The organism is Seongchinamella unica, from assembly GCF_004354085.1.
GTDB classification, from domain to species: domain Bacteria; phylum Pseudomonadota; class Gammaproteobacteria; order Pseudomonadales; family Halieaceae; genus Halioglobus; species Halioglobus unicus.
Map to the genome: position 1 here is coordinate 1,054,549 of NZ_SMSE01000002.1, position 26,843 is coordinate 1,081,391.

At 58.1% G+C, this 26,843-nt stretch carries 31 protein-coding genes, 1 tRNA gene and 1 pseudogene; 16 read left to right on the forward strand and 17 right to left on the reverse strand.

The genetic code is table 11. The features are described 5' to 3' along the window. Nucleotides 1-133: 133 nt before the first annotated feature. From E2F43_RS11920 to E2F43_RS11935, 4 genes are read right to left on the reverse strand one after another with little or no spacing between them, the layout of a single operon-like run. On the reverse strand, nt 134-1,843 hold the full coding sequence (locus E2F43_RS11920; RefSeq protein ID WP_133212875.1) for an amidohydrolase: 1,710 nt from the start codon (nt 1,841-1,843) through the stop codon (nt 134-136). 25 nt (nt 1,844-1,868) lie between these two features. Continuing rightward, a complete protein-coding gene (locus E2F43_RS11925) occupies nt 1,869-2,996 on the reverse strand; it encodes an acyl-CoA dehydrogenase family protein (protein WP_133212877.1) in 1,128 nt (375 codons plus the stop codon). 11 nt (nt 2,997-3,007) lie between these two features. Then, nucleotides 3,008-4,243, reverse strand: a complete 1,236-nt coding sequence (locus E2F43_RS11930; protein WP_133212879.1) for an acyl-CoA dehydrogenase family protein — start codon at nt 4,241-4,243, stop codon at nt 3,008-3,010. A gap of 47 nt (nt 4,244-4,290) precedes the next feature. Next, on the reverse strand, nt 4,291-4,515 hold the full coding sequence (locus E2F43_RS11935; protein WP_133212881.1) for a SlyX family protein: 225 nt from the start codon (nt 4,513-4,515) through the stop codon (nt 4,291-4,293). 79 nt (nt 4,516-4,594) lie between these two features. Between E2F43_RS11935 and E2F43_RS11940 the strand changes: the two genes are divergently transcribed. Both E2F43_RS11940 and E2F43_RS11945 read left to right on the forward strand, forming a co-directional pair. Then, nucleotides 4,595-4,954, forward strand: coding sequence for a translation initiation factor Sui1 (locus E2F43_RS11940; RefSeq protein WP_133212883.1), 360 nt, complete (start codon nt 4,595-4,597; stop codon nt 4,952-4,954). Between the two features lie 319 nt (nt 4,955-5,273). Beyond that, a complete protein-coding gene (locus E2F43_RS11945) occupies nt 5,274-5,669 on the forward strand; it encodes a hypothetical protein (protein WP_133212885.1) in 396 nt (131 codons plus the stop codon). A 27-nt stretch (nt 5,670-5,696) separates the two neighbouring features. Here the strand turns inward: E2F43_RS11945 and E2F43_RS11950 are convergent, their stop codons facing one another. From E2F43_RS11950 to E2F43_RS11975, 6 genes are all read right to left on the reverse strand, one after another. Next, nucleotides 5,697-6,329 carry a TIGR04282 family arsenosugar biosynthesis glycosyltransferase gene (locus tag E2F43_RS11950; RefSeq protein WP_165954284.1) on the reverse strand — a complete coding sequence of 211 codons (633 nt, stop codon included), beginning with the start codon at nt 6,327-6,329 and terminating at the stop codon, nt 5,697-5,699. Then, a complete protein-coding gene (locus E2F43_RS11955) occupies nt 6,307-6,999 on the reverse strand; it encodes a TIGR04283 family arsenosugar biosynthesis glycosyltransferase (protein WP_238946872.1) in 693 nt (230 codons plus the stop codon). The genes E2F43_RS11950 and E2F43_RS11955 overlap by 23 nt, the downstream gene beginning before the upstream one ends. A gap of 2 nt (nt 7,000-7,001) precedes the next feature. Next, nucleotides 7,002-7,958 carry an arsenosugar biosynthesis radical SAM (seleno)protein ArsS gene (arsS, locus tag E2F43_RS11960; protein WP_133212891.1) on the reverse strand — a complete coding sequence of 319 codons (957 nt, stop codon included), beginning with the start codon at nt 7,956-7,958 and terminating at the stop codon, nt 7,002-7,004. 24 nt (nt 7,959-7,982) lie between these two features. Next, complete coding sequence (locus E2F43_RS11965; protein ID WP_133212893.1) at nt 7,983-9,920, reverse strand: transglycosylase SLT domain-containing protein; 1,938 nt, start codon at nt 9,918-9,920, stop codon at nt 7,983-7,985. 116 nt (nt 9,921-10,036) lie between these two features. Further along, the gene (locus E2F43_RS11970) at nt 10,037-10,597 is read right to left on the reverse strand and encodes an aromatic-ring-hydroxylating dioxygenase subunit beta (protein WP_133212895.1); all 561 of its coding nucleotides are present in this window, start codon (nt 10,595-10,597) and stop codon (nt 10,037-10,039) included. Beyond that, nucleotides 10,594-11,874 (reverse strand): aromatic ring-hydroxylating oxygenase subunit alpha, encoded by a 1,281-nt coding sequence (locus tag E2F43_RS11975; protein ID WP_238946873.1) that lies wholly within the window; start codon nt 11,872-11,874, stop codon nt 10,594-10,596. The genes E2F43_RS11970 and E2F43_RS11975 overlap by 4 nt, the downstream gene beginning before the upstream one ends. Before the next feature lie 120 nt (nt 11,875-11,994). Between E2F43_RS11975 and E2F43_RS11980 the strand changes: the two genes are divergently transcribed. After that, nucleotides 11,995-12,612, forward strand: coding sequence for a TetR/AcrR family transcriptional regulator (locus E2F43_RS11980; protein ID WP_133212899.1), 618 nt, complete (start codon nt 11,995-11,997; stop codon nt 12,610-12,612). A gap of 29 nt (nt 12,613-12,641) precedes the next feature. Here E2F43_RS11980 and E2F43_RS11985 read toward each other — a convergent pair whose 3' ends face one another. Beyond that, on the reverse strand, nt 12,642-13,064 hold the full coding sequence (locus E2F43_RS11985; RefSeq protein ID WP_133212901.1) for an Hsp20/alpha crystallin family protein: 423 nt from the start codon (nt 13,062-13,064) through the stop codon (nt 12,642-12,644). 216 nt (nt 13,065-13,280) lie between these two features. On the opposite strand from E2F43_RS11985, the gene E2F43_RS11990 reads away from it, so the two are divergent. The 6 genes from E2F43_RS11990 to E2F43_RS12015 all read left to right on the forward strand — a co-directional run bounded on the left by E2F43_RS11990 (nt 13,281) and on the right by E2F43_RS12015 (nt 17,725). Beyond that, nucleotides 13,281-13,357, forward strand: a tRNA-Arg gene (locus tag E2F43_RS11990). A gap of 225 nt (nt 13,358-13,582) precedes the next feature. After that, the gene (locus tag E2F43_RS11995) at nt 13,583-13,957 is read left to right on the forward strand and encodes a hypothetical protein (protein WP_133212903.1); all 375 of its coding nucleotides are present in this window, start codon (nt 13,583-13,585) and stop codon (nt 13,955-13,957) included. Nucleotides 13,958-14,027: 70 nt separating this feature from the next. Further along, a complete protein-coding gene (locus E2F43_RS12000; RefSeq protein WP_133212905.1) occupies nt 14,028-14,420 on the forward strand; it encodes a hypothetical protein in 393 nt (130 codons plus the stop codon). Between the two features lie 138 nt (nt 14,421-14,558). Next, entirely contained in the window at nt 14,559-15,014 is a 456-nt protein-coding gene (locus E2F43_RS12005; protein WP_165954286.1) for a nuclear transport factor 2 family protein, read from the forward strand. 942 nt (nt 15,015-15,956) lie between these two features. Next, on the forward strand, nt 15,957-16,694 hold the full coding sequence (locus tag E2F43_RS12010) for an ABC transporter ATP-binding protein (RefSeq protein WP_133212909.1): 738 nt from the start codon (nt 15,957-15,959) through the stop codon (nt 16,692-16,694). Continuing rightward, entirely contained in the window at nt 16,691-17,725 is a 1,035-nt protein-coding gene (locus E2F43_RS12015) for an ABC transporter permease (RefSeq protein ID WP_133212911.1), read from the forward strand. The genes E2F43_RS12010 and E2F43_RS12015 overlap by 4 nt, the downstream gene beginning before the upstream one ends. Nucleotides 17,726-17,859: 134 nt before the next feature. Here E2F43_RS12015 and E2F43_RS12020 read toward each other — a convergent pair whose 3' ends face one another. From E2F43_RS12020 to E2F43_RS19070, 6 genes are all read right to left on the reverse strand, one after another. Beyond that, a complete protein-coding gene (locus E2F43_RS12020) occupies nt 17,860-18,240 on the reverse strand; it encodes a BON domain-containing protein (RefSeq protein WP_238946874.1) in 381 nt (126 codons plus the stop codon). An 81-nt stretch (nt 18,241-18,321) separates the two neighbouring features. After that, nucleotides 18,322-18,543 carry a CsbD family protein gene (locus E2F43_RS12025; RefSeq protein ID WP_133212913.1) on the reverse strand — a complete coding sequence of 74 codons (222 nt, stop codon included), beginning with the start codon at nt 18,541-18,543 and terminating at the stop codon, nt 18,322-18,324. A gap of 121 nt (nt 18,544-18,664) precedes the next feature. Then, nucleotides 18,665-18,811 (reverse strand): lmo0937 family membrane protein, encoded by a 147-nt coding sequence (locus tag E2F43_RS12030; RefSeq protein ID WP_133212915.1) that lies wholly within the window; start codon nt 18,809-18,811, stop codon nt 18,665-18,667. 23 nt (nt 18,812-18,834) lie between these two features. Beyond that, complete coding sequence (locus E2F43_RS12035; RefSeq protein WP_133212917.1) at nt 18,835-19,029, reverse strand: hypothetical protein; 195 nt, start codon at nt 19,027-19,029, stop codon at nt 18,835-18,837. Between the two features lie 231 nt (nt 19,030-19,260). After that, nucleotides 19,261-19,971, reverse strand: coding sequence for a Crp/Fnr family transcriptional regulator (locus E2F43_RS12040; protein ID WP_238946875.1), 711 nt, complete (start codon nt 19,969-19,971; stop codon nt 19,261-19,263). A 166-nt stretch (nt 19,972-20,137) separates the two neighbouring features. Beyond that, a complete protein-coding gene (locus tag E2F43_RS19070) occupies nt 20,138-20,305 on the reverse strand; it encodes a hypothetical protein (RefSeq protein ID WP_165954287.1) in 168 nt (55 codons plus the stop codon). Between the two features lie 367 nt (nt 20,306-20,672). Between E2F43_RS19070 and E2F43_RS12045 the strand changes: the two genes are divergently transcribed. The 7 genes and pseudogenes from E2F43_RS12045 to E2F43_RS19280 all read left to right on the forward strand — a co-directional run. Continuing rightward, nucleotides 20,673-21,392: a Crp/Fnr family transcriptional regulator gene (locus E2F43_RS12045; protein ID WP_133212921.1), complete on the forward strand. Its 720-nt coding sequence runs from the start codon at nt 20,673-20,675 to the stop codon at nt 21,390-21,392. A gap of 884 nt (nt 21,393-22,276) precedes the next feature. Continuing rightward, nucleotides 22,277-22,675 carry a DUF4398 domain-containing protein gene (locus E2F43_RS12050; RefSeq protein ID WP_133212923.1) on the forward strand — a complete coding sequence of 133 codons (399 nt, stop codon included), beginning with the start codon at nt 22,277-22,279 and terminating at the stop codon, nt 22,673-22,675. Beyond that, entirely contained in the window at nt 22,672-23,655 is a 984-nt protein-coding gene (locus tag E2F43_RS12055; protein WP_133212925.1) for an OmpA family protein, read from the forward strand. Before E2F43_RS12050 ends, E2F43_RS12055 begins: the two co-directional genes overlap by 4 nt. A gap of 353 nt (nt 23,656-24,008) precedes the next feature. Beyond that, nucleotides 24,009-24,419 carry a transposase gene (locus E2F43_RS12060; protein ID WP_133212927.1) on the forward strand — a complete coding sequence of 137 codons (411 nt, stop codon included), beginning with the start codon at nt 24,009-24,011 and terminating at the stop codon, nt 24,417-24,419. Continuing rightward, nucleotides 24,416-25,750 (forward strand): Na+/H+ antiporter NhaA, encoded by a 1,335-nt coding sequence (nhaA, locus tag E2F43_RS12065; protein WP_133212929.1) that lies wholly within the window; start codon nt 24,416-24,418, stop codon nt 25,748-25,750. The genes E2F43_RS12060 and nhaA overlap by 4 nt, the downstream gene beginning before the upstream one ends. 87 nt (nt 25,751-25,837) lie before the next feature. Next, nucleotides 25,838-26,095: a hypothetical protein gene (locus tag E2F43_RS12070; RefSeq protein ID WP_238946876.1), complete on the forward strand. Its 258-nt coding sequence runs from the start codon at nt 25,838-25,840 to the stop codon at nt 26,093-26,095. 204 nt (nt 26,096-26,299) lie between these two features. Further along, a pseudogene (locus tag E2F43_RS19280) lies at nt 26,300-26,843 on the forward strand (transposase); the annotation flags it as partial.

Consider the following 26,843-nt stretch of genomic DNA (forward strand, 5'->3'; position numbering starts at 1 on the left):
GTTTGCGTCCCCCAACGGTTGCCAACAGCATAAGTTGTCAAAGTACTTAGGCCGTTTGCATAGTTATATAGGAATGCCCGGCGGGAGGCAACGGCGGCGAGGAAATTGCTGCCACCGCTGCCCCATATGGGGGTTACTGGTAGCGGTAAATGGTGGCGCCGCCGATCAGGGTGCGCTCGACCAGCAGTTCGCGCATGTCCATGGGAGACTCCAGCGGACTGCCCGAAAGCACGATCATATCCGCCAGTTTGCCGGGCTCCAGGGAGCCGATGCGGTCTTCCTGGAAGACCTGCCAGGCGGCGTCGATTGTGACCGCCCGCAGCGCCGACATCACGTCGATGCGCTGCTCCTCACCGATCACATCACCGCCGTGGCTGAGACGGAACACCTGGCTCCAGACCGCCTGCAGCGGCTGCATCGGAACCACCGGTGTATCGAGATGGGAGCTGAACACCAGGCCGTAATCCTGTGCCCAGCGCGCCGGACTCATGGCCGCCGCCCGCTCCGGCCCCATGAAAATATCCCGGTGGCGATCACCCCAGTAGTAGGTGTGGGCGGAGAAGAAACTGGGGGTCACACCCAGTGCTTTCATCCGTGCCACCTGGTCCTCACGAGCCATTTGCGAGTGAATCAGGATCATCCGCGGGTCCTCCTCCGGATGCGCCTGCTGGGCGGCCTCAAAGGCGTCGAGAATATCCTCGATGGATTGGTCGCCGTTGCCGTGGATTGCCAGCTGGTAACCCTCGCTGTGCAGCTCTTTCACGCGCTCGATCAGCGTATCCCGGGGAATGGCCGGGTAACCCCGGTAATTCTCGTCGCCCTTGTAAGGCGTATGGTAGGGATGACTCAGATACCCGGTGTAGCCCTGGATACTGCCATCCGCCACCAGTTTGATGGCCGGCATGCTCACCCTGTCGCTGGTGTATTCGGCGGGATCAAATTCGCCGGTATCAATAAGCTCGGCAAACTCGTCATCAAAGGCAAACAGCACCAGTCGCTGGGGAACAATGCCGAACTTGCTGGCGTAAAGCATACCCGTGGCAGAGCTCGGGGTGGTGCCGCCGGATTGCGCCGTGGTCACGCCCACCCGGGCATACTCCCGCACCGCCGACTTGATCACCTGATACAGGTCTACCGCGGACATGTCCTGCAACCTCATCATGATATCCATGCGGGCTGTTTCTTCCAGCAGGCCATTGGGCTCACGGCTACCCTCGCGACGTCCAATGACCCCGCCGACCGGGTCTTCCGAGTCGGCGCTGATTCCGGCCAGTTCCAGCGCCATGCTGTTGGCCACCACCATATGTGCCGACACGTGCACGGCCACTACCGGGTGCTCGGTGGAGATAGCATCCAGTTCGGCGCGGGTCGGGTGGCGCTGTTCCGCCAGCAGGGTGTCGTCATAGCCGGTACCGAACACCCACGCCCCGGGCTCCGCTGATTCTACCTGCGTCCTGAGCGCAGCAAGGACCTCGTCCATGGTTTGCTTGTCACCCACTGGTGGACTGGAGAGATCGGCGGCTACCGCCGTCAGGCCGGATCCGGGAAAATGCCCGTGGGCATCGACAAACCCGGGCATCAGGGTGCGACCGCGCAGGTCAGTGACCTCGGTGGCCGGCCCGACCAGAGCCATGATCTCGTCGTTGCTGCCCACCGCCTCGATCCGCTCGCCGCGCACCGAAACCGCCTCAACGATGCGGTTCTGCGCGTCCATGGTAAGGACCTCACCGTTAATGAACACCTGGTGTTCCGGCGGCGCGGGCAGACGGGTGGCTATCTTCACCAAAACCGTCACACCACCCAGCAGTGCCAGCAGTACCAGTACGCCTGTTTTCCAGTTCATTCTTTGTCTCCGTATCACTGCGCCGTCAGGCGGCGTTGTCTATCAGCAGCTCCGCCAGCCGGGCGCGATGCCACACCGCATCACCCCACAACATCTCAGTGTGCTTCTGGCGCTTGAAAAACAGGTGCACATAGCACTCCCAGGTGAAGCCGATACCCCCGTGCATCTGCACCGAACGGCTGCTGGCAAAGGCCGCCATGTCGGATGCCGAGGCCTGGGCCATATGGGCATAACGGGCCGCTTTTTCGACTTCGCAATCCACTGCGCAGGCGGCGTTGTAGACCAGTGACTTGGCCTGGTCGATCATCACCATGACGTTCACCAGGGGGTGCTTCACCGCCTGGAAGAACCCCAGGGGCTTGTCGAACTGCTGGCGCTGGTTAACGTACTCCACCGTGGTCTGCAGTTGCCACTCACCGGCGCCAACCATGTCCGCTGCGTACAGGGTCCAGATCGCCGGCATGGCCTCAGACAGCGCACTTGCGGCATCGGTGCACACCCTGCGGGCCGCGGCCCCGTCAAAGCTGATATGGGCCTGGTCGCGGGTGAGATCGACAATGGCGTCCTGGGCCACGGTCACCCCATCGGTATCGACCGGCAGCCAGTAGAGGGCCGGCCCCGATTCGGCGCTGGCACACACCAGCAGGTGGCTGACCTTGCCGGCGTCCTGGACAAAGTATCCCGTACCCTGGAGCGAATCGCCCTCCCCGCTTACGGACGTCTCCGCCCCGGTCCAGGATCCGTGTTCGTTGGAGATGACCAGTGCCGCCGTGGCGCCGCCGGCGATATCCGCCAGCGCGGCCTCGCCCCCGGCGCCGGCCGCCGCGAGGATATAACTGGCAGATAGCGTTGACAGCAGTGGACAGGGGAAGGCCGCTCGCCCGGCCTCTTCCACCAGCCCCGCCACCCCCACCAGTGGCATGCCTACCCCGCCCTGGGCTTCAGGCACCGCCAGCAGGGTCCAGCCAAGGTCGACCATTTGTTGCCACAGTTCCATGTCCCACTGCACCTGCGGCGCGCGATTGGGGTCGGGATCGCCCGCCACCAGTGCGTGCAGGGTGCCGGCGCTGAAGTGCTCGCTGAACAATTTCCGCGCGGACTCTTTCAGCAGCGCGGCTTCTTCACCAAATCCAAAATCATCGGGTTGTGCCATGCCTGTTCTCCTTATTTTGACTTGGCCATGCCGAGCACACGCTCGCCAAGAATATTGCGCTGGACCTCGCTGGTACCGGCGGCGATGGTGAAGCCGAAGGAATTCATGTAGGACATGGGCCACTGGCCGCCAGCCGGGGCAGCGTCATCCGCCAGGTACAGGGACGCTGCGGCGCCCTCGATTTCCATGGCGATAGCGGCGGTGTCCTGGGCGATTTCGCTCATCAGCAATTTATTCTGCAGGGCCAGGCGCATGGGGTGATCCTGCAGCGCCGTCACTCTCGAGCGGCGCTGGTTGGCGGCCATGCCCTCCTCGCGGATAACCTGCTGCATCATACGATCGCGGATAATCGGGTCCTCGCAGGCCGGCGCACCGTTGCGCCAGGTCTGCCGGGACAGTGCTACCAGGGTTCGGGCACTGGTGATGTGGGCCGAGCGGGTCTGCATGCCACCTGAGCGCGGCGTGACCAGGTCACCGGCCCCGCGCTCGTGTAACAGCGTGGTCATCGCCACCTGCCAGCCCTTGCCGAGTTCATCCAGGCGATAGCTGTCCTCCACCTCCAGGTCTTCGAAAATCACCTCGTTGAAACCGGTCTCCCCGGTCATTTTAATCAGTGGGCGCACAGTGACTCCCTTGCCCAGCGCAGGGCGGATGGGGACCACAAAATAGGACAGGCCGTCGTGCTTCACAGACTTGTCGGTGCGCAGCAGCAGAATCATCCACTCGGCGAAATGGGCCAGGGAGGTCCATACCTTGTGGCCGTTAATCACCCACTTGTCGCCCTTGCGCTCGGCGAAGGTCTGCACGTTGGCCAGGTCGGAACCGGCCCCGGGCTCACTGAATCCCTGGCACCAGATATCCTCGCCGGAGAACAGCCGCGGCAGTAACCGCCGCTTGAGTTCCTCCTGGCCGTGATAGAACACCGTGGGGGCGGCCATGCCCAGGCCGATCACGTTGGGCAGGAACGGCGTGCCGGCGGCCATCATTTCCTCGTTGGCAATGCGCTGGCAGTTCGCGCGCCCGCCGCCACCCACTTCCACCGGGTAGTCACAGCCAATAAGGCCCGCATCGTAGGCGGCTTTCTGCCAGGCCTGCAGGTAGTGGAGCTGGTCTTCGGTCATGATCTCCAGCGGCGTCAGCGGCATTCGAACCGGCGGCTCCCCCGGTGTGTTTTCTGCCAGCCAGGCTCTTGCCTGTTGCCTGAATTGCGCCTGCTCCGGCGTATCCTTGACACCCTGTTCTGCCATGCAATCTCTCCTTTTCTATCGTTATTAACTGTTTGCGGGTCAATCGATCAATAGTGGGGCGGCCTTTCATTGGCCGCCGCGCCGCCCTGGTCAAGCTGCGCGGCCTGTTCTTCCTGGCGCTGTTTCAACAGCGTCAGTTGCTCCCGCAGCACCAGTATCTCCCGCTGCTGATCGGCAACGGCCTCATTCAAGGCTGCGATGGTGTCCTCCTGGAAGGCCATCTGGCTCTGCAACTCCACTAATTGGGCCAGCAGGTCCTGGGTATCCGTCATCGGGCGTTTCCTGTTTGCCTTCATCAAGCGGGCTAATATACTGCCCCGCCAGACGGATTGACACGACAGCGCTTAGACCATGGCAAAAAAACCTTCCCAACGTCTTGTTTATTCAACCGACGGCGGCCGCCTCTGCCCCCAGTGCCACCGGCCGGTTGCCGACTGCGTCTGCGGCAAGGACCGCCCGGCTGTCACCGGGGACGGCATCGTCCGCCTGCAGCGGGAAACCAAGGGCCGGGGTGGAAAAGCAGTCACTGTTGTGACCGGCGTGCCCCTGGCTGGCAAGGAATTAAAGGCCCTTGCCAAGCTTTTGAAGCAGAAATGTGGCGTCGGCGGGGCCCTCAAGGGCGAAAACATCGAAATCCAGGGGGATCAACGGAACGCAATAAAAGCAGAACTGGAAAAACGCGGATTTACCGTCAAAATTGCTGGAGGATAGATTTTTTATCGACGATAACTGCTTTTAGTCATATTTTGTCGGCAAGTACGGCGACGTTTTTCACAGAAGCGTCGCCTTTCTTATGCCTTGCAGGACCACATAAACCGGAGTTACGATCTATTCCCGAAATATTTATTAATTAAACGCCGCAAGGCTTTATTTTTATTGGATTTTATTTTTTTCTGTGTTAAAAAGTATCTTGTGAGCACGGAACTGCGGGGAAACGGGATAGTTCTCGCGACATAAACCAGGCCACAAAAGAACCATAAGTGAAACGGCAGTATCTGACGGATTTGACATCCCTGCGAGGTAGTAGGTTATGTACGTTACCGCAGAACACCTGAGAGACCAGGTCATCCGGCCTACTCTCAAATATCTGGGAAAATGGACGCCGGCGAGTGAATCTTTTCTGCTCAACGCCGCAGTAGACGCCCCGGACCTGGGGTTGTTCTCCGCACGCAATGACGGCCTCGGGCTGTTCCACATCACCGCGTCACAGCACCGCGACCTGTGGGACCGTTACCTGGCCTTCAATCCGGACATGGCAAGCCGGGTGCGGGGGCTGGCCAGCCAGCGGGCGTTCCTCAGCGACCCCGATGGCGAGTTGCAGACCAACCTGAGCTATTGCACCGCAATCGCCTGGCTGCTCTACCAACGTGCCGGTCTGGCCAAGGAAACCGGCGGCGTCGACAACAGCGAAGTGGCCATGGCCTGAGCCGCCAGGGGCCCTGCCCCACCCGGCTCACGCCTCCAGTTCCACCAGTGCCCGCCACAGGGCCAGGTCTTCGGGCCGATCAATATCCTGCAGCTCTGCCAGTGGTTGCCATCCAGCCCCCGTCCGCTCGAACCTGGCCACCGTTTCTGCGAAAACCCCGGCAGTACCCCATTTCACCCCCGCGAACCAGCGCACGTCCACCTGGCGCACCCCGATCAATACATAGCCGCCATCCGTCGCCGGTCCGAGCACCACATCCCTGCCGTCCAGGGCGTCGATGGCGGACGCCAGGTAGTCGCGGTCAATCTGGGGGCAATCACTGCCCACCAAAATCACCTTGTTATGGGTCTGCAGGCCGGCCGCCAGGGCATGGCACATGCGCTGGCCAAGGTCGCCACCCTGTTGCCTGCGCACCGCCCGTACGCCGAGACGCTCGCACTGCCGGAACAGGGGTGAGGCGGTATTCCCGGCAACCGCCAGTTCCACCCGACCCAGGCCGGCACTGGTCAGTTTGCGGGCAGTCCAGAGGACTAACTCCCGGTGCAGATGGCAGGCCTCGGCGGGCGCGAGGGCGGGTATCATTCGGGTTTTCACCCTGCCCGGGACCGGCTCCCTGGCAAACTGGATCAACAGCACATCACCCACGCTGACTGCCTCCATAGTAGTGACGCCACAAGCGCTGCGGTGAAACACCCAGGGCATAGGCCAGCCGCAGCGCCCACATGGTGACGACGGTTTTGACCACGCCGTGCTGGCGCCAGCGACGGCTGGAGGTGGTGACCGGCTCGGCAATCACCAGCGGCGCAGCCTGGCGCCGGAAGCGCTTGCAGATCGCCACGTCCTCCATCAGCGGGATATCGTCAAAGCCCCCCGCCCGCAGCAGTTCTTCGCGCGCAAAAAACAGCATCTGGTCCCCGGTGGCAACACGGGTCACCCGGGACCGTCCGTTGATGAACGCGCTGATCAGCCGGAACTGCCATTCCCCACCACTCAGGCGCAGGTGACAAAACCCCCAGCGGGGACCACTGCCAAGGTAGCCTGCCAGGGCCTGCTCAGACACCGATGGCCGGCTGTCGGCATGGAGGAAAAACAGGTAGTCACCGCTGGCTGCCTGCAGCCCGGCATTCATCTGCCGGGCGCGCCCGGGCAGTGACTGCAGCAGTTGATCACAGAGGGGACGAGCCAGGGTACAGGTCGCGTCACTGCTGCCGCCGTCGACGACCACCAGTTGCGCCTGCGGATATTGCGAACGCAACCGGGACAGCAGGTCGGCAATCGTTCCGGCCTCGTCGAGGGTGGGTATGATAAAACTACAGGCGGTTGGCGCCACGCCTACAGCGCACCACCACAACTGCTGCCCTGGCCCGCGGTGCAGCCATAGCAGTGCTCTCCGGTCACAATGGCCTTGCCGGTGAGACGGGTCCCGGCGAGCAGGTCGCGCAGGTGCAGCCGGGAATCGCTGGCCAGCACCGGCAGTTGCAGCATCTGGTTGAAGTCACAATCGTACACGTAGCCCTGCCAGTCCACGCTGAGCAGGGACTTACACATCAGCCCCGCAAGGTTGCTCTCACTGAAGTTCTCCCGCAACAGGCTCATGTAATCCGTGTACTGCCCCTGGGCGAGCAACACCGCGCCAAAGCGGCTGATCGGCATATTGGTGATGGTGAACAGCTGGTTGAAGCGAATGCCAAAGCGCTCGCCCAGTTCGCGCTTGTAGTCAGCTTCCAGCGCCTGCTGCGGTGGCGGTAATACCGGGCCCACCGGGTTGTAAACCAGATTTAACTGCAGGCGGGGGTCCGCACCGTAGCCGAGCTCATTCAATGTGCGAACAGCGCGAATACTGGTGTCGTACACGCCCTTGCCGCGCTGCTCCTCGACATTTTCCTCCAGGTAGCAGGGCAGCGACGCGGTAATTTCCACTCCCTGCTCGGCGAGAAACTGCGCCAGGGATTCCTGGCCGGGCTCGAACAGGACGGTGAGGTTACAGCGGTCGATGACGTGAAGGCCGAGGGCACGGGCCTCGACCACAAGCCGCCGGAACTGCGGGTTCATCTCCGGTGCGCCGCCAGTCAGGTCGAGGGTATGCACGCCCGCTGCTGCCGCAACCTGCAACACCTGGTCCACGGTTTCGGCGGTCATCAACTCGGTACGGCTGGGGCCGGCATTAACGTGGCAATGCACGCAACTGAGGTTACACAGGTAGCCGAGGTTCACCTGCAGGGTTTCCACCCCCTGGCGAATCAGGGAGGGAAAATCACTCTCCAGCAGCAGCGGCCGTGTGTCCTGCATCAGCGGTTCCCGGTGGCGTGGCAATCAGTAGAGCGCTGTGCGCTCCGCGTCGGTCAGCAGGCTGAGAGTATCCCCCAGCCGGTACTGGAATACCACGTTATAGGACAGTACCGCCTGGACATAGTTGCGGGTTTCCCGGTAGGGAATGGTCTCCACCCAGATATCCACCGGCACCTGGTCTCCCCGGGGGTTACGCCAGCGGTCGACCCGGTGTGGCCCGGCATTGTAGGCGGCCAGGGCGAAGATCCGGTTGCCGTCAAAACGGTCCAGCAACTGCCGGTAGTAGGCACTGCCCAGCAGGATGTTGTGCTCCACCTCGTACAGTTCGTCCCGGCTGTGGGGACGGCCGATCCTGGACGCGACAGCCTTGCCGGTAGCGGGCATGATCTGCATCAGCCCCTGGGCACCTACCGGCGAGCGCGCTTCGGGGAAGAAGGCACTCTCCCGGCGGGCAATCGCCATCAGCTCGGTGTGGGGCACCTGTTGCACGACCGCATACTGCTGGAAGGTGTCCTCGTAGGGCGTGGGAAAGCGGACATCGAGCGCGTCCCAGGCCTGCGCCCGGGTGGCGGCATCAATCGCCATGCGGTGCCAGCCCTGCTCTGCCGCCAACCGCGCCAGGGCCTGCTGCCGGTCGGGTTCCTGGGTGTCCTGCAATACCTTGAACCACTCCGACTGGGCGTTGCGCTGCTCCTGGTGAAAAGTGAGCTCACCGATGCGCTGCACGGCAGGTAACTGGTGTAACGGCCCTGTGCCCGCAGACTGCAGCACCAACGGCTTGTAGTTAAATGCGTAGGGCTTGCGCAGGCGGTCCGCCGCGAGGAAGCCGTAGTAGTCGCGTTCCCCCGCCAGTTCCTCCAGCAATTGCCGGGAGGCCACGTCGTCTCCGGCCTGGGCATAAGAGCGTGCCTGCCAGTAGCGCCAGACCTCCTTTTCCCTGGCCCCGTCCGACAGCAGGGGCAGGGTCGCCGCCAGTGCCGGCCAGTCCTGCTCAGCCAGCGCCCAGCGCAGCCTGATTTCCACCAGCTGGTCTTCGCCCAGGCGTTGCAGCGCACCCGGTAACCATTCCAGGTTGGCCTCGGTTCTGGCGAACAGGCTTTGCCGGGCGATGGCGTATTCCACCTGCCGGCGTTGCTCTTCGTTAAAGCGCAACCGGCCGCGGTAGTACTCCCAGTCATCCAGTGCCCTGGCGGGGTTGTAACGGGCCAGGTAGGCCAGGCCGTGGGTGGCGATGTCCGCCGAATAGGGTTCGTCGGCAGGCAGTTTGTGGCTGCGTAGCTTTACGGGCTGCCGGTAAACGGCCAGCAGTTTATCGGACCAGGGGCGGAGCTGGTCGCTGCCCTTGCGCGCCACATAGGTCATCAGCGAGCGCTGGCGGGCGTCAAATGCCTTTAACAATCGCGCCCAGACTGCCTCGTCGCTGATCTGGCCCGCTTTCAGCCAGGCATCGAACAGCGGGTCGCACTGCTTGGGCCGGGACTGGCCGTGCACCCAGAGGCGTTCGGCCCCCTCCCAGGCCGCCAGAGTGTCACCCGTGGCGAGTTTGGCCCGGAAATAATAACACTTGAGATCGACACTGACCGGTTCATCCGGCTTTACCGCCAGGAAATCCTGCCAGCGCCGGTCTTTCCCGGCCTGGCGCAGGTAGGTACCGAGGAAGCGGTTGGGTAAGGGAGTGTCCTCACTGAGGCTGATGAAGCGCCGGGCGTCTGCCGGGCGCACCTTGTGCACCTGTCGATTGAGCTGGTAGTAGTCGAGATAAACCGCGAGCGGGTAGTCTTCCAGACCGGGACGCAACTGCCGGTACTCGGTCCACTGGCCGCGATCGATGGCCTCCACGGCAGCGGAATAGCCGTCTCGCGAAGCGTCCAGTTGCTCGGGCGGCGCCGGAATGGCGAGGGCCGGCAGGCCGATCAGGAGGAGGAAGGCATAGCCCGCAACTCTGGCCTGGTACCGCAACACAAAACACCCTCAGCGCTAAGCTGTCATTGAACGTGCCCCCGGGACGGGGGCGCTGACTGGCTACAGATTGATACGAGCCGGGCGGGATTGCAACAGGTGCCGGCAAAAATTCCCGGTTAGAACAGCAGGCCAACGGTGGGAAAGTTGATGTCCGCGTAATCCAGCACCACGTCACGCTGGCGCAGCCGATAACCGTCGCTCCCCGCCAGCAGCGTATCGCGCCGCTGGCCGCTGTACAGAAAGTCCGCCGACCCGGGCCGGGCGTAGAACAGGTGGAAATTACTGAGCACCTCCAGCGCCTCGCCCTTGCGGGCCATCAGTTCCACATTGCCGACGATTCTGCGGGTCCGGGGAGGCGGGTTTTCCGACCAGGAATTGACCTTGAACGCGCGCTCCACCCGCAGCATCAGGTGCACATAGGTTTCTTCCCGCAGCGGACAGCCAAGGGAATCGGCGCCTTCGAGTTCGCGCTCCACGCTGATCATGTCCTCACAGCCCCGCTGCCGGTTATCGACCATCAGGTTGGTTCGTGCTGGCAAGCGGTAGCTGATATCGGGGCACAGCAGCGCCAGCCACTGGCGGTACTGGCGATTGTCCAGCAACCGGGCCTCATGGAAGTAAAAGCGTTCCAGCGCGCGCTGCTCCTCGGGGGTGGTCTGCAGCGACACCGTAGTCATTGCCCGCCCTCCACAGACTGCAGGTCGTCGCGCCAGCGCCGGAAAAAGTGGCGGGCGTAAAACTCATTGGCCGTCACCGAGACCAGCCCGGGCAATTGCGGGTGCCCGGCTTCCTCCCCGAGCCCGAGGCCGTAGAAGAATGGGCGGTCGTCGGCAAAGTCGATACTGGCCCCGCGATACTGCTGCACCCACACCTCCGAGTCCTCCTGCTCCAGGATGCCCCCGGGACCGAAAAAGGAGCTGTAGTTGCGGCGCAGGGTCTGCTTGATGGTGTCCGGCGCATCGGCAGGAACGACCGCCCAGCTCCAGTACTCCACCTTGCCCGGGCCGCGGGGATGGGAGACCTTGAACGAGGTGTTGGACCAGAGGAAAGACAGGTTGGGGTAAATGCCGTAGGTCAACCCTTTCATGCGGGCCCGCAGATCCCCTACCCGCTCCGCCGCCTGTGCCTGGACGTCGCGCAGGTACTGCCTGACCTCGTCAGTGCCGAGTATGGCGCCCATGCCTTCCATGCCCCAGGCCACCTCGTCCACGGGGGCGTCCTCGGGCATCAGGCGAAAGGTAGCGCCGTGACCGGGTGCGGTGACCGCACTGTAGCCGATCGCCTCGATCTGCTGCTGAATCTCCCGGGGAATGATCGCCGCGTGCAGAAAGGCCCCGTGGTTGACATCGCCGAGCTGGTTTTCAACCGGCAGTTTCCAGTTGGCGTCCATCACCCAGCGGTGCGGGGCCCCCAAAAATTCGATGCCGCCGGGAAAACGGCCGAAGAAGGCATCCAGGTAAAATCGCATGTCACCCAGGTAATCCTCCAGCGGAATGATGGCTTCGTCAAAGCTACCGAACACCAGGCCGCGCCAGCTCTCCACCCGGGGTACCCGTTTCAGCCCGAGCGCGGACTTGTCCGGCTTGCACCTGACCTCACTCTCCTGGGGAATAGTGACCAGGTCGCCCTCAACCGTGTAGGACCAGCTGTGATAGGGACAGACAAAGCGCCGGGTATTGCCATGGCTGGCCCGGCACACCGGCAGGCCCCGGTGGGTACAGCTGTTGATACTGGCGTGAATGCCGCCATCGCCGCCGCGGGCGAGAATCACCGGCGTTTCGCACATATAGGCCTGGACAAAATCCCCCGGTTCACGAATCTGCGACTCGTGCCCGAGGAACAACCAGGCGCGACCGAAGATGCCCCGCTTTTCCAGCTCGTAAACCTGCTGATCGGCCCAGCAGCGCCGGCTGATAAGGGAGGCATCGTCATTGACAAGATCGGCGACACGCACGGACAGACTCCTGTTATATTATCGTGTATTAATTTTTATAGCGTATAACGGGTGAGAAGTCGAAATATCGGCCGCAATATGGTATTTACTGCCTAAATTATGACAATCAGTTGATAATTTATGCCGGAACAGGCCCGTAAGCTGACCAAAGGCCAGCGCACCGCCAGCCGACTGATGGACGCGGCAGAGGAATTGTTTGCCCGCCAGGGCTATGAGGGAACCAGCCTGCGCCAGATAGCCGCCGCCGCAACCATCAGGGAACCCGGCATCTACAACCACTTCAGCGGCAAGCAGGGGCTGTACGAGGCGGTACTGCACCGTGCGCTGGCGCCCATGGCCAGCGCCATGACGGAACGCCTGGATCAGGCCGAAGGATTGCGGGACTACACCGACCTGCCCTCGGTCATGACTGACCTGCTGCTGGCCCATCCGCAAATGGCAGCCCTGTTTCACCAGGCGCTGCAAAGTGACAGTGACTCAGTAGGAAATCGGCTGGTATTGCGCTGGCTGGACGAACTGTTCCGGCAAGGCATGCTGAGCATGGAAGACCTGCGCGCCGACGGCGACCGGGAAACCCTGGCACTCAACGTGATTGCCATGTTCAATATTGTCACCGGCTACGTGCTGTCCCAGCAGGCGTTCGCCTCCATGACCGGCGGCGATATAAGGCACCCGGCCACCCTCGACAAGCAGAAACGCCTCCTGCGCAGGGTGATCCGGGCGATGCTGATCAGCTGACCGCCCGCGGGGACGGCCAGCGCCAGCGATCAGTTGATTTCGATCCGTCGCCTGACCGGGGGCTTCTCCACCAGCTTGGGCGCTTTCAGCTTGAGCACGCCATCGCTAAACGAAGCCTCGATATCCTCTTCATGGACATCGCCGCCCAGATTGAAGCTGCGCATAAACTTGCCATAGCGCCGCTCCTGGCGAATGATCTTGCCCTCTTTCTCTTCCTTGTCTTCCTGGGTGTTTTCCGCCTCCAGGGTCAGGATCCCGTCCTTCACGTGGACGTGAATATTCTCCTTGGGAATACCGGGCAACTCCGCGGTGATCTCGTAGTGATCGTCCGCATCCTTGATATCTACCCGCGGGGCAAAGAAGTCGCCCATTTCACGGTCCGCGACACGCGGCCAGTTATCACCAAAAAAGCGATCGACATCGAACAAACTGCTACGGGGAACTAAAGACATCCGACACCTCCTGTTTTCATGTGGTTTGTCTTTTCCTGTAACAGTAGATAGGTCTGAAACTGCTGGTTTTCAAGGCATGATAACTGATTGCTCCTGAACCATTGATTTACATCAAATCGCAGGATTTACCGGATTGCCCCCGTTGTGGAAGCCTATGGACATAGAGCAGGCTTGCCAAGCTCCGCGCCAAACGGAATAATGCGCCCTCCTCATTACCCGCCTGTAGCTCAGCTGGATAGAGCAGCCGCCTCCTAAGCGGCAGGTCGCAAGTTCGAATCTTGCCAGGCGGACCAACTTCTATAGATTCATGGACTTATAGCGACTGCACCTGCCGATTCTATGGGTGGGTATGCCGCTCTTTGTCGGTGGGTCTATGTGTATCCCGAGAATGTCCGCTGTTACCTCGGGAAGGAGACGTTCTCCTTGCCAGAGACCAGGCACGGCCCGTTGTCAGCTTTCGCCTACAGGCGGTCATCGGTCTATCCTTTTCAGAGGTCTAACAACACGGAGAATATGATATGACCGAGTATGAAATCGTGGACGTCATCAACAACGCGACTAGTAATATGATTGCTGCTCAAGCGCTATTTATTACGGTTGTCTCTGCTTATGTAGTGGTCGCATACACTGTTGGGAAAGACCTGACGCTTTATCAAGTATCTTTTGTCAACTTTGGATTATTACTTTTTGTCTTCATTTCGGTCCAAAGCGCGCTGGGCTTGACAGGCATAATCTCACTTCATATAGACAAGTTAATTGAATATAGAGGGATCGGCGAGTCAGAGGCAGCTTCGATGGCAGTTATGAAGGTTTTCCTTGTCGGTGTGAGAGCCATTTTGATCATCGGGGCCTTTATCTTTATGTGGCAGGTTCGCCACCCAAAGACCGAATAATTCGCTCTTTGAGGTGCGGTCCATCGTCTATGCTTTTTTGGGAGAAGAAATATCTAAGGGGCAAACATGTATGATTGATTACGATCTAATTAGTGCTCGAGAGGCTATTGCGCAAACTGCAGTGGCTATGGCTGAGGTCCAAGCAAGCCATATTGCTATATATCTAACGATCATCTTCGCCTACATCTCAGTCGCATACATTGCTGGCAGCAAGCTGAGTCGCCTGCAATTAGTTTTAACAACCTTTCTATTTGTAGCTGCCTCTATCCGTCAAATAGTCGGAATAGTTACGCTTTCTCAGGTGATACTTTTGAAGCATTCTCAGTTGGTTGAGCTGGCGGGTGGAGCTGCCGTGGGGATGGGGGTTCAGCACTCACCCTGGTGGCCTGCAGCAATTTGGTCAACTGGTTTGTTCGCAGCCTTGTTGTTTATGTGGAGCGTACGGCATCCTGCATCTGAGTGACCTATGTAGGGTGAAAGCGGTCATCATCACTGGCCTGGGGCTGATCTAGCCCAAAAGGTTTGCTCCGCCCATTCGGAGACCCATCGGCTACACTGAATGTGAGCATTTGGCTCACCTAAGCCTATGGGAGGAAAGCTTATGTTGAGGTCCTTTGTTTTTATGTTTGCGCTGATGGCAATAACCACACACGTTAACGCCGAGTCGGAATTTCCATCGCGAGACGTTATAGATTCAACCTTTACCGAAATGCATCGTTTCGGTGGCGTAGGAGACTATGAGTCGTGGATTGAGTTTCTAGCCGAAGACGCGACCTTCGTAAATTCAGCGCTGCCAGAGCCTATTGTTGGTAGAGCCGCTATTTTGGAGGCTGCGAAAATGTGGCCACGAATAGAAAATGTCATTGAGTGGAAGGTCATAGAAGGCGAACGAATGGCCATTGCCTGGCGTGAGCGGCAAATACTAGAAAACGGCAAAACAAGCGGCTGGTATCGAGGATTCTCTTCTTTCGTTTTCAATCGCAATGGAGAAGTCCAGGAGTATGAAGGGATGTTTAACCTGCTTTCGATAAAGGCGGCATTGGAGCAAGTTGAGTGATCTCGATGGCTCTCTGTCCGTCAGCTTTGACCTATTAGGCGCCATCTAACGCTCTCGGTCTATTGGAATTCGCTACGCTCGTCGCTGAAAATATCCATGTCCGAAGACGAGTTTCGCAAACATGTTTATACAGCCTACGCGCGGGAAAAATTAGACCGGTGATTGAAGAGATAGTCAACAACACTTCCACTAGAAGGTGAGCATTCAATTGACCAACGCAAAACCCCACCAACCATAATACCCTCTTCCCAAGCAACAAAAACCAGGAAAGCAATCAATTCGAATTACGGGTGCGGATATCTATCAGACTGTGCTGCTCGTTTTCTCAACAGCACTTACCATAGACAACGCCTTTTCAAACTCAGATGATCCAATCCCCCGCCATGGAGACTCCTGCCCCACCGGCTATTACCGAGCAGGCGAATACTGTCAACCCCTGTCCTCCACCCACGACAACCACGCCATCGTCAAACAGGGCAAATCCTGCTCCAGGGGGCTCCATGCTGCCGGAGATTTCTCCTATTCACTGTCGCTGTCCAAGGACCTTGTGATGTCGATAGACGACATTCAGCCACTGACAGCTTACAGTTGTATCCAGATGTGCGTCGATTGTGGACCAGACGGGGCTGATTCGGCAGTCATTGGCTGACAAGCTTAAGCGGCAATTTGTGAATCCCGGCACGCGTCGGCGCGTGACGTACGGCGCCATAGTCCAGTGTACGCCAGCGCACAGACTGAAATCTCCAACTGTGTCAGATTACCACCATGGACAAGGTTATTGTCCACTGATTGTCCCGTTCGATCGGCACCACCGGTTCGGTCGAACTATAGCTGGAAGGAGTAATTTATGGCTGGCGTACTGGTAGTGGTTGTGCTCGCTCTGTTGATTGTTTATCTGGCAGACAGGTTATAAAAACCGTATTCTGTCGCCGGCGTCAACAGATGACATCGTGGGAGAAAGCACTCCCGGAGACCATCCGCAGTTCGTTAGAATCTCCCATCCAACTGGATGTCCGGGGCCTTTCCAAAGTTTACAAGGAAAACCGGGGGCTGCTCGCCACCAGCTTTTGCGTCGCTAAAGGCGAGCTGATTGCTGTGGTGGGACACAATGGCGCCGGGAAGTCGACGCTTTTGAAACTGTTGGGTGGGTGGTTGGTTCCCGATAGCGGAGAGGTCCGGATCGATGGAATCGATCTCGAGAACCGGCGGGCCCTGGTGAGAAAAATCGGTTTTGCTCCAGAAACCCCGGCTCTATTCGATTTTTTCTCGGTCGAGTACAACCTCGCACTATTTGCGCGTCTGTTCCGGATACCGTTTTCCCAGGTGGAGGCCGTGATGGACGAATTCAGTCTGCTCCCGTTTCGGCAATGTAAGGTGAACTTTCTGTCGAAGGGCTTGAAGCAGCGGGTCAGCATCGGCCGCTCGCTGCTGGCTGATCCGTCGCTTCTTCTCTTCGATGAACCTACCTCGGGGCTGGATTTTGAAATGACCAATGAGGTCTACGTCCTACTGGAAAAGATTCATTCGTCCGGAAAGACCATACTGTTTACTTCGCATCGACCAGAGGAGATCCAGGCCCTCGCCACCCGGATTATGGTTCTCCATCAGGGGACCATCGTCTTCGATGGCTCACCTGCGGACTACTTTGAATCGCGTGTTCACCAACACCTCTATTCATGATCAGAAATGTCGCGATTCTGGCAGGTAACGATCTGGCTATCGGCGTCAAAAACAAGACGCTTTACCTGATACTCTTTATCCCGCTGTTTGTCTTCCTGGTACTGCGGCTGGTCGATGGCGACAAAGCTGATTTTGCGCCGGTGAATATCGGTCTGCTCGAGGGGGAAAACTACTCCCCGGCAATGATTCACGGCCTGCAGTCAGCCGAACGGGTATTCACGATATCCTGGCTGCCGGACGAGAATGCAGCAAAGCAGTGGCTGGGCGAGCGGCTGGGCGACGGCATACTGATACCCTCGGCGGCCGGGGCTAGTGATTGTGCCCTGATTGTGCTGGAGAAAACATCCCTGCAAACGGTGGCCATCGTCGAGAGTGTCACCGCCTTGCAGCGCTCCCTGGAGGGAGGTAGCGGAGGCTGGATAGCGGAGATCCGTCCCCTCCGAGAGAGCAAAATACAGAGACAGATGCTGCCTACCTGGATCCTGGTGCTCGTCCTAATGGTGGGCTTCATAGTCCTGCCCTCGCAGGTGGCTGAGGAGAAGGAAAAAAAGCTCCTTCTTGGATTGCTGCAAACACCCGTCCACGAGGTCGAGTGGTTGCTTGCCAAGGTGGCATTTGGAATGACTTCGATTTCCATTGCGGCCGTGCTTCTGCATTTCCTGACTGGAGATGGCGCGGGTCCCGACATCAGTTTGAGCTATCTGGTTTTCCTAATGGCGGGGGGATTCTGTTTCAGTGCCTTCGGTATTCTGGTCGGTTTTTTGTGCCGTACCCAGGCCACAGCGCGAACATTGGGGGTCCTATTCTATCTCCCGCTCCTGCTTCCTTCCGCACTGGCTGATTTTTCGAAGACTCTCAACAGCGTGGCACCGCTGCTGCCTTCCTATCAATTCTACCGGCCGGTCAAGTCGATATTACTGGAAGGCAGTGTGGCTGCGGATTTTTTCGTGGAACTGTTGATGCTTTCGGGATTTGGCGCTCTATGCCTGCTCGCTTCCTATCTGCTGATGAAGCGACGGTGGTTGATGTAGTGTGGCAGGCTAACGGTAAGTTTTAGGGTAACCCTACAACCAGTAAAAGTCTGGTTGGTTATTGCCGAGAGACGCGAGGATTTCGCCCAGGGCTGTCTTTGTCTGCTTGAGGATCAATTGATTTTCCACAGAGATCACACCGGTGGTGCGGGCGGAGAGTAGTCCTGTTGTATGACGATCTGGTTATCGACGTCGGTGATGCCGGATACGCCCAGGGCAATCTGCTTTGCCAGGTCCCTGTTGACGCCGTCCTCGACTGTGCCCGTGAGTGTAGCCCTGCCATTGCGCACGGAGACCTTCAGGTCAGTGGCGCGCAAGTATGAACTGAGCGAATAGGTGGTCGAGATCTGGGTTTCCTGGCGTGCATCAGTGAGTTGCTGCGCCATCTTGTCGGCCGCAATCGCCGAACTGCCGCCGGCAAGCGACAGCATAATAGTGGAAGCCAGCATCATCGCGCCGGCGACCCCCAGCATCAGACTGGACCCGAGGATCATTTTCTTGGGATCAGAGTACATTGCATATCTCCATGTGATAGTCGGTATCACGGTAGACTTTGAAACGGCCGGTCGACCGTTTCGCTGATTGTTGAACAAGGATCAGGAAGTGAGTTTCGCGAAGAAGTCCTTGACCTGCCGGTCCGCTTCGTCCCTGGTAACTGCGTAGCGCTCCTGGATTGCGCCAGCCAACTTGTCCTGGCGGCCTTCGACTCTCAACAATTCGTCTTCGGTTAACTCGGCCCAGGCAACCTTCGCCGCGCCCAAATGTCGTTTCCAACTGCCTTTCATCTCATCGGCACTGGGTATGATTGGTTTACTCATAACTACCTCTTTTACTCCAGATCCCTGCCTACGTTGTGCGAGGCATCAGAATACGGAGTAATGGAAGAATAGCGATATTAGTCTGCGGGGTCGGTGCGATGACGCACATTGTTTGAATCCGCTAAACGCCTCGACCCTGGATCACACGCAGCACGATGACCACGACCGCGACCACCAGGAGGATATGGATCAGCCCTCCCATCGTATAAGAGGAAACCAGGCCGAGCAGCCACAGCACCAGCAGTAATACTACGATAGTTTCAAGCATAAAATTGACTCCTTATCAGGACATTATCTATTGTCCCCGCTGGCGGCGTCCTGGACGGCCTCACCGGCGTCTTCGACATGGTCACCTACCGACTCTGCGGTCTCGTCGAGGCTCTTGCCGACTTTTTCTGCCGGGCCTTCCTGTTTCATGCAGCCGGGCAATGCAATGAGCAAGGCGCCCATGAGCAGCACTGAAGTGATGGTCTTAACTGGTTTCATTAACTAATCTCCTGATAATGATTGCCCCTGCTGGCCTTGGACACGCTATAGGTCATGATCGCCCACGTGGCAGGTTTGATGCGCACAGGACCGACCGCTTCGGTGGCTGACCTGTCGACCGGAAGGCCGCTCACGGCTGCTATCGCAGGTTTCCGTATTGGCTCCCATGTTCGATAGGGTACTGATAGCCATGCTCAACGTCTGTCTGCTGGCATACATAGCCGCCACTGGCTACCGCTTCATTATCCGGTTGTAGCTGATGGTGTCGGCGGCGTAACAGACGCAGGCAGCATCTTCCAGGCCGGCCCGGTCCAGAATCGTAATATTCCCGCGGCTATAGCGGATCAGGTTTATATTCTGCAGAGCGGTGGCAGCCTGGGTCACGCCGACACGACGCACACCCAGCATGTAGGCGAGAAATTCGTGGGTGAGGTGAAAAACGTTTGAATGTGCCCGGTCCTGTGTCATCAGCAGCCAGCGGGCGAGACGCGCCTCCACCACGTGAAAACGGGTGCAGGCGGCGGTTTGCGCGAGCTGACTGATTGTCACATAGATATAACGCTTCAATTGCCGGGTCAGGGCGGGACTCTGGGCAAGCAGGCGGCGAAACGGGGCGACGTCCATGCGCAATGCCGTGCCTTTTCCCTGGACCACAGCGTGCAGCGGTGATATCTCTACCCCGAGCAGGACGGATATACCGAGCATGCCCTCGTCGCCAACCAGCCCGACTTCCAGACAGGCGCGGGTTTCAATACGCGTCATCTGGGAAATGAAACTGTCGGTAGGGAAATAAACGTGCCGAATGCGGTCTCCGGCTTCGCTCAGGACGTCGGCGAAGGCGAGCTCAACCGGTTCACAGCCAGCCAGAATCTCATTGCGAACCCGGCCGGGCAGGCCTGCAAGCAGGCGGTTGGCAGCCGGGGCAGATCCGGTAATCGACACATCTATTCTCCGGGCGTGTGAAAATCCGGCCAGCGGCACATCCATAACCGGTAGCGCATTCCTGATCCTACCCAGTTTGATATGAGACCTGATGGCTGTCGGGGCGGTAGCGCACATACGCAGATCTGACCCGGGCAGTCGTGTCTCGTCAGCGGTAGAGTTTTTCTTAAGTCGCGGTCCCGGCATCAAGCGCCGTTGGTCGCATCGCGCGGGCATGAATTGCAACCATTGTCGTGCGATTTTTATAGATCTTTACGGTGACATCGACGCGCATGACCAGGCTCTCATCGGGCTGCCGCTCGACGGTTTCCGACCCCAGCGGAGTCTCGTTCATCAGCGTTTCGTTCGCGTTTTTCTTTGATCGCGTCGATCTGCGCCGGAATCGATTCCAATAACCGCATTATGGCCAGGAGTCTCTTCTGTGCGAGGTGCCTTCTTTGAGCTGTACCAAAAACACAGGCGGGCCGGGTTTTCCCCTGTCCGCCAACGGACGGAAATCACTGGTCATTGAACGTAAAGTGTCCACTGGGAAACGTGCCGAGCACCATTGACCGGTTTTGCCGGGATAGTAAGCAGCCTGCAGTATCTGGTCTGTACGCTACTGTACAAAGGCCAGGAAAAGCCACATTATGGCTTGCAGCGCAACCAGTATCTGTTGCTGGCTCAAACATCGCTTCATAGGATTTTTCTGGGAATGCCAAATGTCTGATAACCCCGACCCCCGCCAGAACCACCTGCTCGATGCCCTGCCGCCCGCAGAGCGAGAACGCCTCCTGCCCCACCTGGAACTGGTTGCCATGCCACTCGGCCAGGCCGTATCGGAGTCGGGCATGCACATGCGCCACGTCTATTTCCCCACCACCTGCATCATTTCCCTGCTGTATGTCATGGAGGATGGGTCCTCCGCTGAAATCGCCGTGGTTGGCAACGAGGGGATCGTCGGCGTGTCCCTGTTCATGGGCGGCGAAACCACGACCAGTCGCGCCGTGGTGCAGAGCGCAGGCCATGCCTACCGACTGAAGGGACAATTGTTGAAGGACGCGTTTCTTCGCGCCGGTCCCATGCAGCGGCTGCTGCTGCGTTACACGCAGGCGCTGCTGACCCAGATGTCGCAAACCGCCGTATGCAACCGGCATCACCGCCTGGACCAGCAACTGTGTCGCTGGCTGCTGCTGAGCCTGGATCGCCTGCCCTCCAATGACCTGACCATGACCCAGGAACTGATCGCCAACATGCTGGGTGTACGCCGCGAAGGCGTCACCGAGGCGGCAGGTGATCTGCAGCGTGCCGGGTTGATCCGCTACAATCGCGGCAAGATCACCGTGCTGGATCGGGCGGGGCTGGAGGCACGGGTCTGCGAATGCTACCAGGTGGTGAAGACGGAGTTTGACCGACTGCTGCCGGCACAGCATATTCTTTGACCCGCATTGAAGGGTTCTGGCCGAACTGCTGAGGCGGCCTGGCAGCGTGCGCTAGCGCCCAGACGCCATCGATCGTCGGACAATATGATCATCGGCATTGAAATCCCGCCTCAGAGTGCGCCAGCGTACAGATGAAAGAAACCAATTGGTCCATTATGCGGTCACGAAGTTGGCAAAAACGTAATCAAGAGGAAAAGGCTATGGCTGGCGTATTAGGATTGGTTGTTCTGGTGCTTCTGATCGTGTTCCTGGTTAATCGCGTTTAGCGACCCGGGATCGCGTCCCTGCAGTTGCAACATTGATACTCGCTATTTATTGAAGCCGGGCGCCTGGGCGACCGCAGGTAACACTGCGTGTCGCTGTCGGCGCAGGTTTCCCCCCCCACTCGCTTCCCCAGCCTTTTCTGCGGCAGCCGACGCCAGATGGCAATCGACTATCCTAAATTATTACAGCGCGTGAAAAAATATGAGCTTCTATCTTTCTTGTATTAACCAAACACATTCATGAGACAGGAGTATTTGGCGGGTCGGCGATATCCTTCGTTCACAGAAGAGTCTGCGACCTAGTTCAGTACCTTTGCTCGAATTACTCGAAGCGACGAAAACGGCAAAATGCAATGTCATGTGGGACAGCGGCTAGCCAACGGCCGTAGGCGTGCTACTGGCCTGCCGACTTGTGCTACCAGCCCAAATGCGTTGGCTGTGGCTACAGGGGTTTCGAGGCCTGATCCCACAGGATATGACTGTATTCGCTTCGTTCCCGGGTTTTGCAACTTTCATCCGCATATTTTGAACCTTCTCAACTAAGTGCGCTGACGTACAGACCTTCGCAGAATCGGAGAGGACAATAGTGCATTGAAGAATTGTTCCCATGAGAGAAGCGATATGCCTGTATCAAGATCAAGCCGAAAAGATCGAATTAGTGTAGCAGCCAGCCTGGCCGGAGTCATGTTGCTCGTCGCTGGCTGCGCGAGTGCGCCGATGGCGCCGACAGCGTCGCTTGGTGATGCTAAATCAGCGATTCGCGCCGCTGAGAAGGAAGGCGCACGTCAATATGCCGTGGCCGATCTGGATCAAGCGCAACAGAAACTCATAATGGCCGATCGAGCCGTTGCAGCAGAAAAAATGCTTCTGGCCGAGCGGTTCGCAAGGGAATCGATCGTCACTGCGGAACTGGCTGCGGCAAGGTCGGAAGCGACCAAAGCAGAAGCGATTAACGAAGAAATGCGCCGGAGTGCCACAGCCCTGGCAGAAGAAATGCGGCGTGCAGGAGACCAGCAATGAACACATCAATCTTCAGGCATGCGCGGGTTGTCGGCATACTGGCTTTTACGGTAGCAACCTCTTTTCTGGTCGCAAGTTGTGCGACTGCACCACAAAGCCCATCAGGTTATGCTGAAGTACGCAGCAAACTCAGTGCGTTGCAGTCCAACGCCGATCTGGCCAATAAAGTGCCAGCCGAGATCAGAGAGGCAGAAGGCGCCGTTCTCGCTGCTGAAGCACCGGTCGGCAAAGATGTTGCACTCGGTGAACACCGTGTCTACATGGCCGATTACCTGGTTGAGATAGCGCGGGCCAAAGCCGAAACCCGTTATGCTGAAGACCAACGAGTCGAACTGAGCCAGGCGCGGGACGATGCTCGCCTTGATGCCCGCACCCGTGAGGCAGATAAGGCACATCGCGAGACTGCAACGGCAGAACGTGCGGTCGACGCCGCGCGAGCTTCTGCAACAAGCGACGCAGCTGAAGCAGCAATGGCCGCCGAAGCCGCGCGCGCCTCTGCGGCAAGCAACGCGGCTGAATCGGCCAGAAACGCGGACGAAGCGGCTCGCAATGCAAAGGAATTGCAGCGACAGATCGATGTACTGCAGGCCGAGGCCACAGACCGTGGCCTGGTGCTTACGCTGGGTGACGTGCTTTTCGCCACCGGTCGGTCTGATCTAAGTTCGGGCGGCAACAAATCACTCGACAAGCTTATCGTGTTCCTGAATGAGTATCCGGATCGAAATGTCGACATTGAAGGTCATACGGATGATGTTGGCAGCCTCGATATGAACCAGACGCTATCGCAGCATCGTGCAGATTCGGTGAAATCCTATTTAACGCAAAACGGAATCCGGTCCACGCGGCTTGCCGCAACAGGGCTGGGCGAGACGCAACCGATCGCAGAAAACTCGTCCAATACCGGCCGACAGAAAAATCGCCGTGTCGAAATCATTATCAAGAACCCGCCATCAGTAATACCTGTGGCGTCAACCAACTGATCGGCAAGGCTCATGGTGTAACCAGTGATGTGGCTGGAGTGGGCTTATTTCCTTGTTTGAAGAAAACAGAACGCACCGAGCATCAATGCGTTTGCGGGATACTGACAAGTTAACTCCTCCAGGCCCAAGAAATCTATCTATCATCTTCAGGCGGCCGCCCTACTCCACTGACTGAACGCACTTACCCTGGGATCTCGATAGTGCCGATCACGGACCAGCTGCCTTCCAAAATTGAATGGATTCTCTACTGCAGCATGGGCACCTAAGAATCGCTGAGCTTTAATGACCTGACCCCCAAGATCGTATCCCGCTTGTTAGGGAAAACTTTTACCCACAAGACGGAGTATCCGATCATGGCAACAAAAGGGTTCAAGCCCGAACAAATCTTCCACTTGCTGCGCGAAGGAAAGATCAGGCTGGTCAGTGCCAGCATTGTCGGCGAGGTCTGCAGGGCCCTGAGCTTCTCGGAGCAGTCCGATTATCGTTGGCGCAAGGAATACGGCAGCATGCAGGTGTCCCATGCCAAGAAGCGGAAGCATTTGGAACGCGAGAACACCCGGCTCAAGAAACCGGTCACCGACCAGGCCATCGAAAAGGCTATTCTTGAGGAGGCCCTAAAGGGACAACAGGATCAAAAAGGAGAATCTACTAGAGTCAAAAATAATGGCGCTCTCACTTTAACCCTGGCACCGGTCGTGGGGGCGGGTCAAACTGTTCTCTATGATTCACTGCTAGCGCTTGACCGTCGGAACGACTTTTTATGATCACAGGTCAACAAGCAAACTCCGGAGTCACCCGACTACCTAAGGAATTTGTTGATCGGCTGACAAACCCGTTTGTGCGCTTCCTTCGCATTGAGACAGCGGGTGGAGCAATTCTTCTATTTTTCACTGTTGCCGCGCTCGCTCTATCCAACTCACCATGGTATGACTCGTTCGAGCACCTATGGGAGACGCAGGTAGGTCTTCAGTTTGGTTCACTCGAGTTTGCCCGTTCTCTGCGGGAATGGATCAACGATGGCCTGATGACGCTTTTTTTCTTTCTTGTCGCATTGGAACTTAAGCGGGAGTTGGTTCTCGGAGAATTGAGCAAGCCTCGCATGGCCGCGCTATCCATAGCCGCTGCCCTGGGCGGCATGATCGTTCCCGCTGCGATCTATCTTGCACTGCAAGCAGGACAGCCCGGCCAGCATGGATGGGGCACTGTCATGGCAACTGACACGGCGTTTGTTATCGGTTGCCTTGCCCTGCTTGGCTCGCGCATTCCTCAAAGCTTAAGGGTGTTTATGCTGTCGTTAGCGATTATTGACGATATTGGCGCCATACTTGTCGTCGCAATCGGCTACAGTAGCAATATTGCCTGTTGGCCGTTGGTGGTGGCTGCGTTTGGCCTGGTAATTATCCGTGCAATCGCAATGCTAGGCTTTCGTGGTTATCCTCTCTACTTTCTGGTGGGCGTGGTCATCTGGTTTGCAGTGGATGCGTCCGGGATCCACGCTACCATCACAGGCGTGATTCTCGGCATGATGACGCCAGCGCGTCGATGGGTCAGCGATGAGCGTTTATACGCGATATTGGACCAGGTTATTGCACATCCAGCCAGCAGCGAAGGCAGCGGGGATACGAAGGACCGAAAAACATTACAGATGGCCGAAATAGCCGCGCGTGAAACGCTATCTCCCGTGGAGCGTCTGGAGATCGCGCTACATCCCTGGGTAGGTTTTGTCATCATGCCCCTGTTCGCGTTTGCCAACGCTGGGTTGCCACTCACGTTAAGTGAATTGGGAAGTTTGCTCACCGTGGCGATTTTCCTGGGATTTGTGCTTGGCAAGCCTATTGGTATTCTATTGTTCTGTTGGCTGTCTCTACGTTTGCACATTGCGATTCGCCCACCAGAACTTAGCTGGAGCCTACTCTTTGGCGGCAGCTTGCTCGCGGGAATCGGCTTCACTATGGCGCTGTTCATTGCGAACATAGCTTTCGACAAGAGTCTGGTTGACAGCGCCAAGCTGGGAATTTTCCTCGCATCCGTTTTCTCTGCAGCGGCGGGAATTGCACTTTTGATGCGGTTACCTGCAAGTGTAAAAACACCTTGACTGTGCCACATATGAAAGCTCTTCATTGAGTTTCCGAAGGCGCCGGAGAGGCTCAAGCCCTGTGGAGACTGCGGGGCACTCAACCCAATGGCGGCTGAGTCCTGCCACGCCTGGCGTGCATCTTTCGAACACGACTTCACCCTGACCCTGGACGAAGCATTACGTACAGGAGCCATTGTGCGAGGAATGGATATCGAAGAAGCGGATGTTCAGACCGCCGAGGATATCGCGCCCGTCGTGCGGGGTCGAATTCTGCGCAGCAGTTATCAGAGACTGGTCAATATTATCCAGACGCTCCCTGATGAAAGCTGGGCGAGATTGAAGTCGATTTTTGAAGCTGACTAAAGTGGAACCCCGCCTGATCTCATCAGACCTGCAGGGGCAGAATAGCTCAGACCGCCTGTAGCCTCAGTTTTAGTCAGTGCGTCGGGTGAGACGGGTTGGTCGCCAATAACTCCCCCCCCCTACTCCCCCTTTTGCTAACTTGTAGTGGTCTAATAAACTCGGACACCAACATGGGTGGTAAAATCGCCACCAGAGAGGTGTTCAATGGCAAGATTGAGACGATCATTTTCAACAGAATTCAAGCGTGAGGCGGCCGCCCTGGTGGTTGATCAGGGGTATTCGGTAGCCGAGGCCTGTCGGTCACTGGATGTCGGCGAGACGGCGCTCAGGCGCTGGGTTGATCAGCTCAGGGCTGAACGTGGCGGCATCACGCCCAAGACCAAGGCGCTGACGCCGGAGCAACAGCGCATCCAGGAGTTGGAACGGCAGGTGAACCGACTGGAACGGGAGAAGTCGATACTAAAAAAGCTACCGCTCTCTTGATGTCCGACGAGATGAATCACTCGCGCTGATCGACAAGTTAAGAGAGCACGAATCGGTCGATTTCATTTGCAATACCTTTCAGATTCCGCGCTCAAGCTACTATGACTATAAGCAGCGGCAGGCGGTCATTGATGTTGAGCGGCTGCAGTTGCGCAGCCAGGTCAATCAACTGTTCAACGACAGCCGTGGTGCCGCCGGAAGTCGCAGTATCGTGACAATGTTGAGAGACCGGGGTACTCACATTGGTCGATTCAAGGTTCGTGCG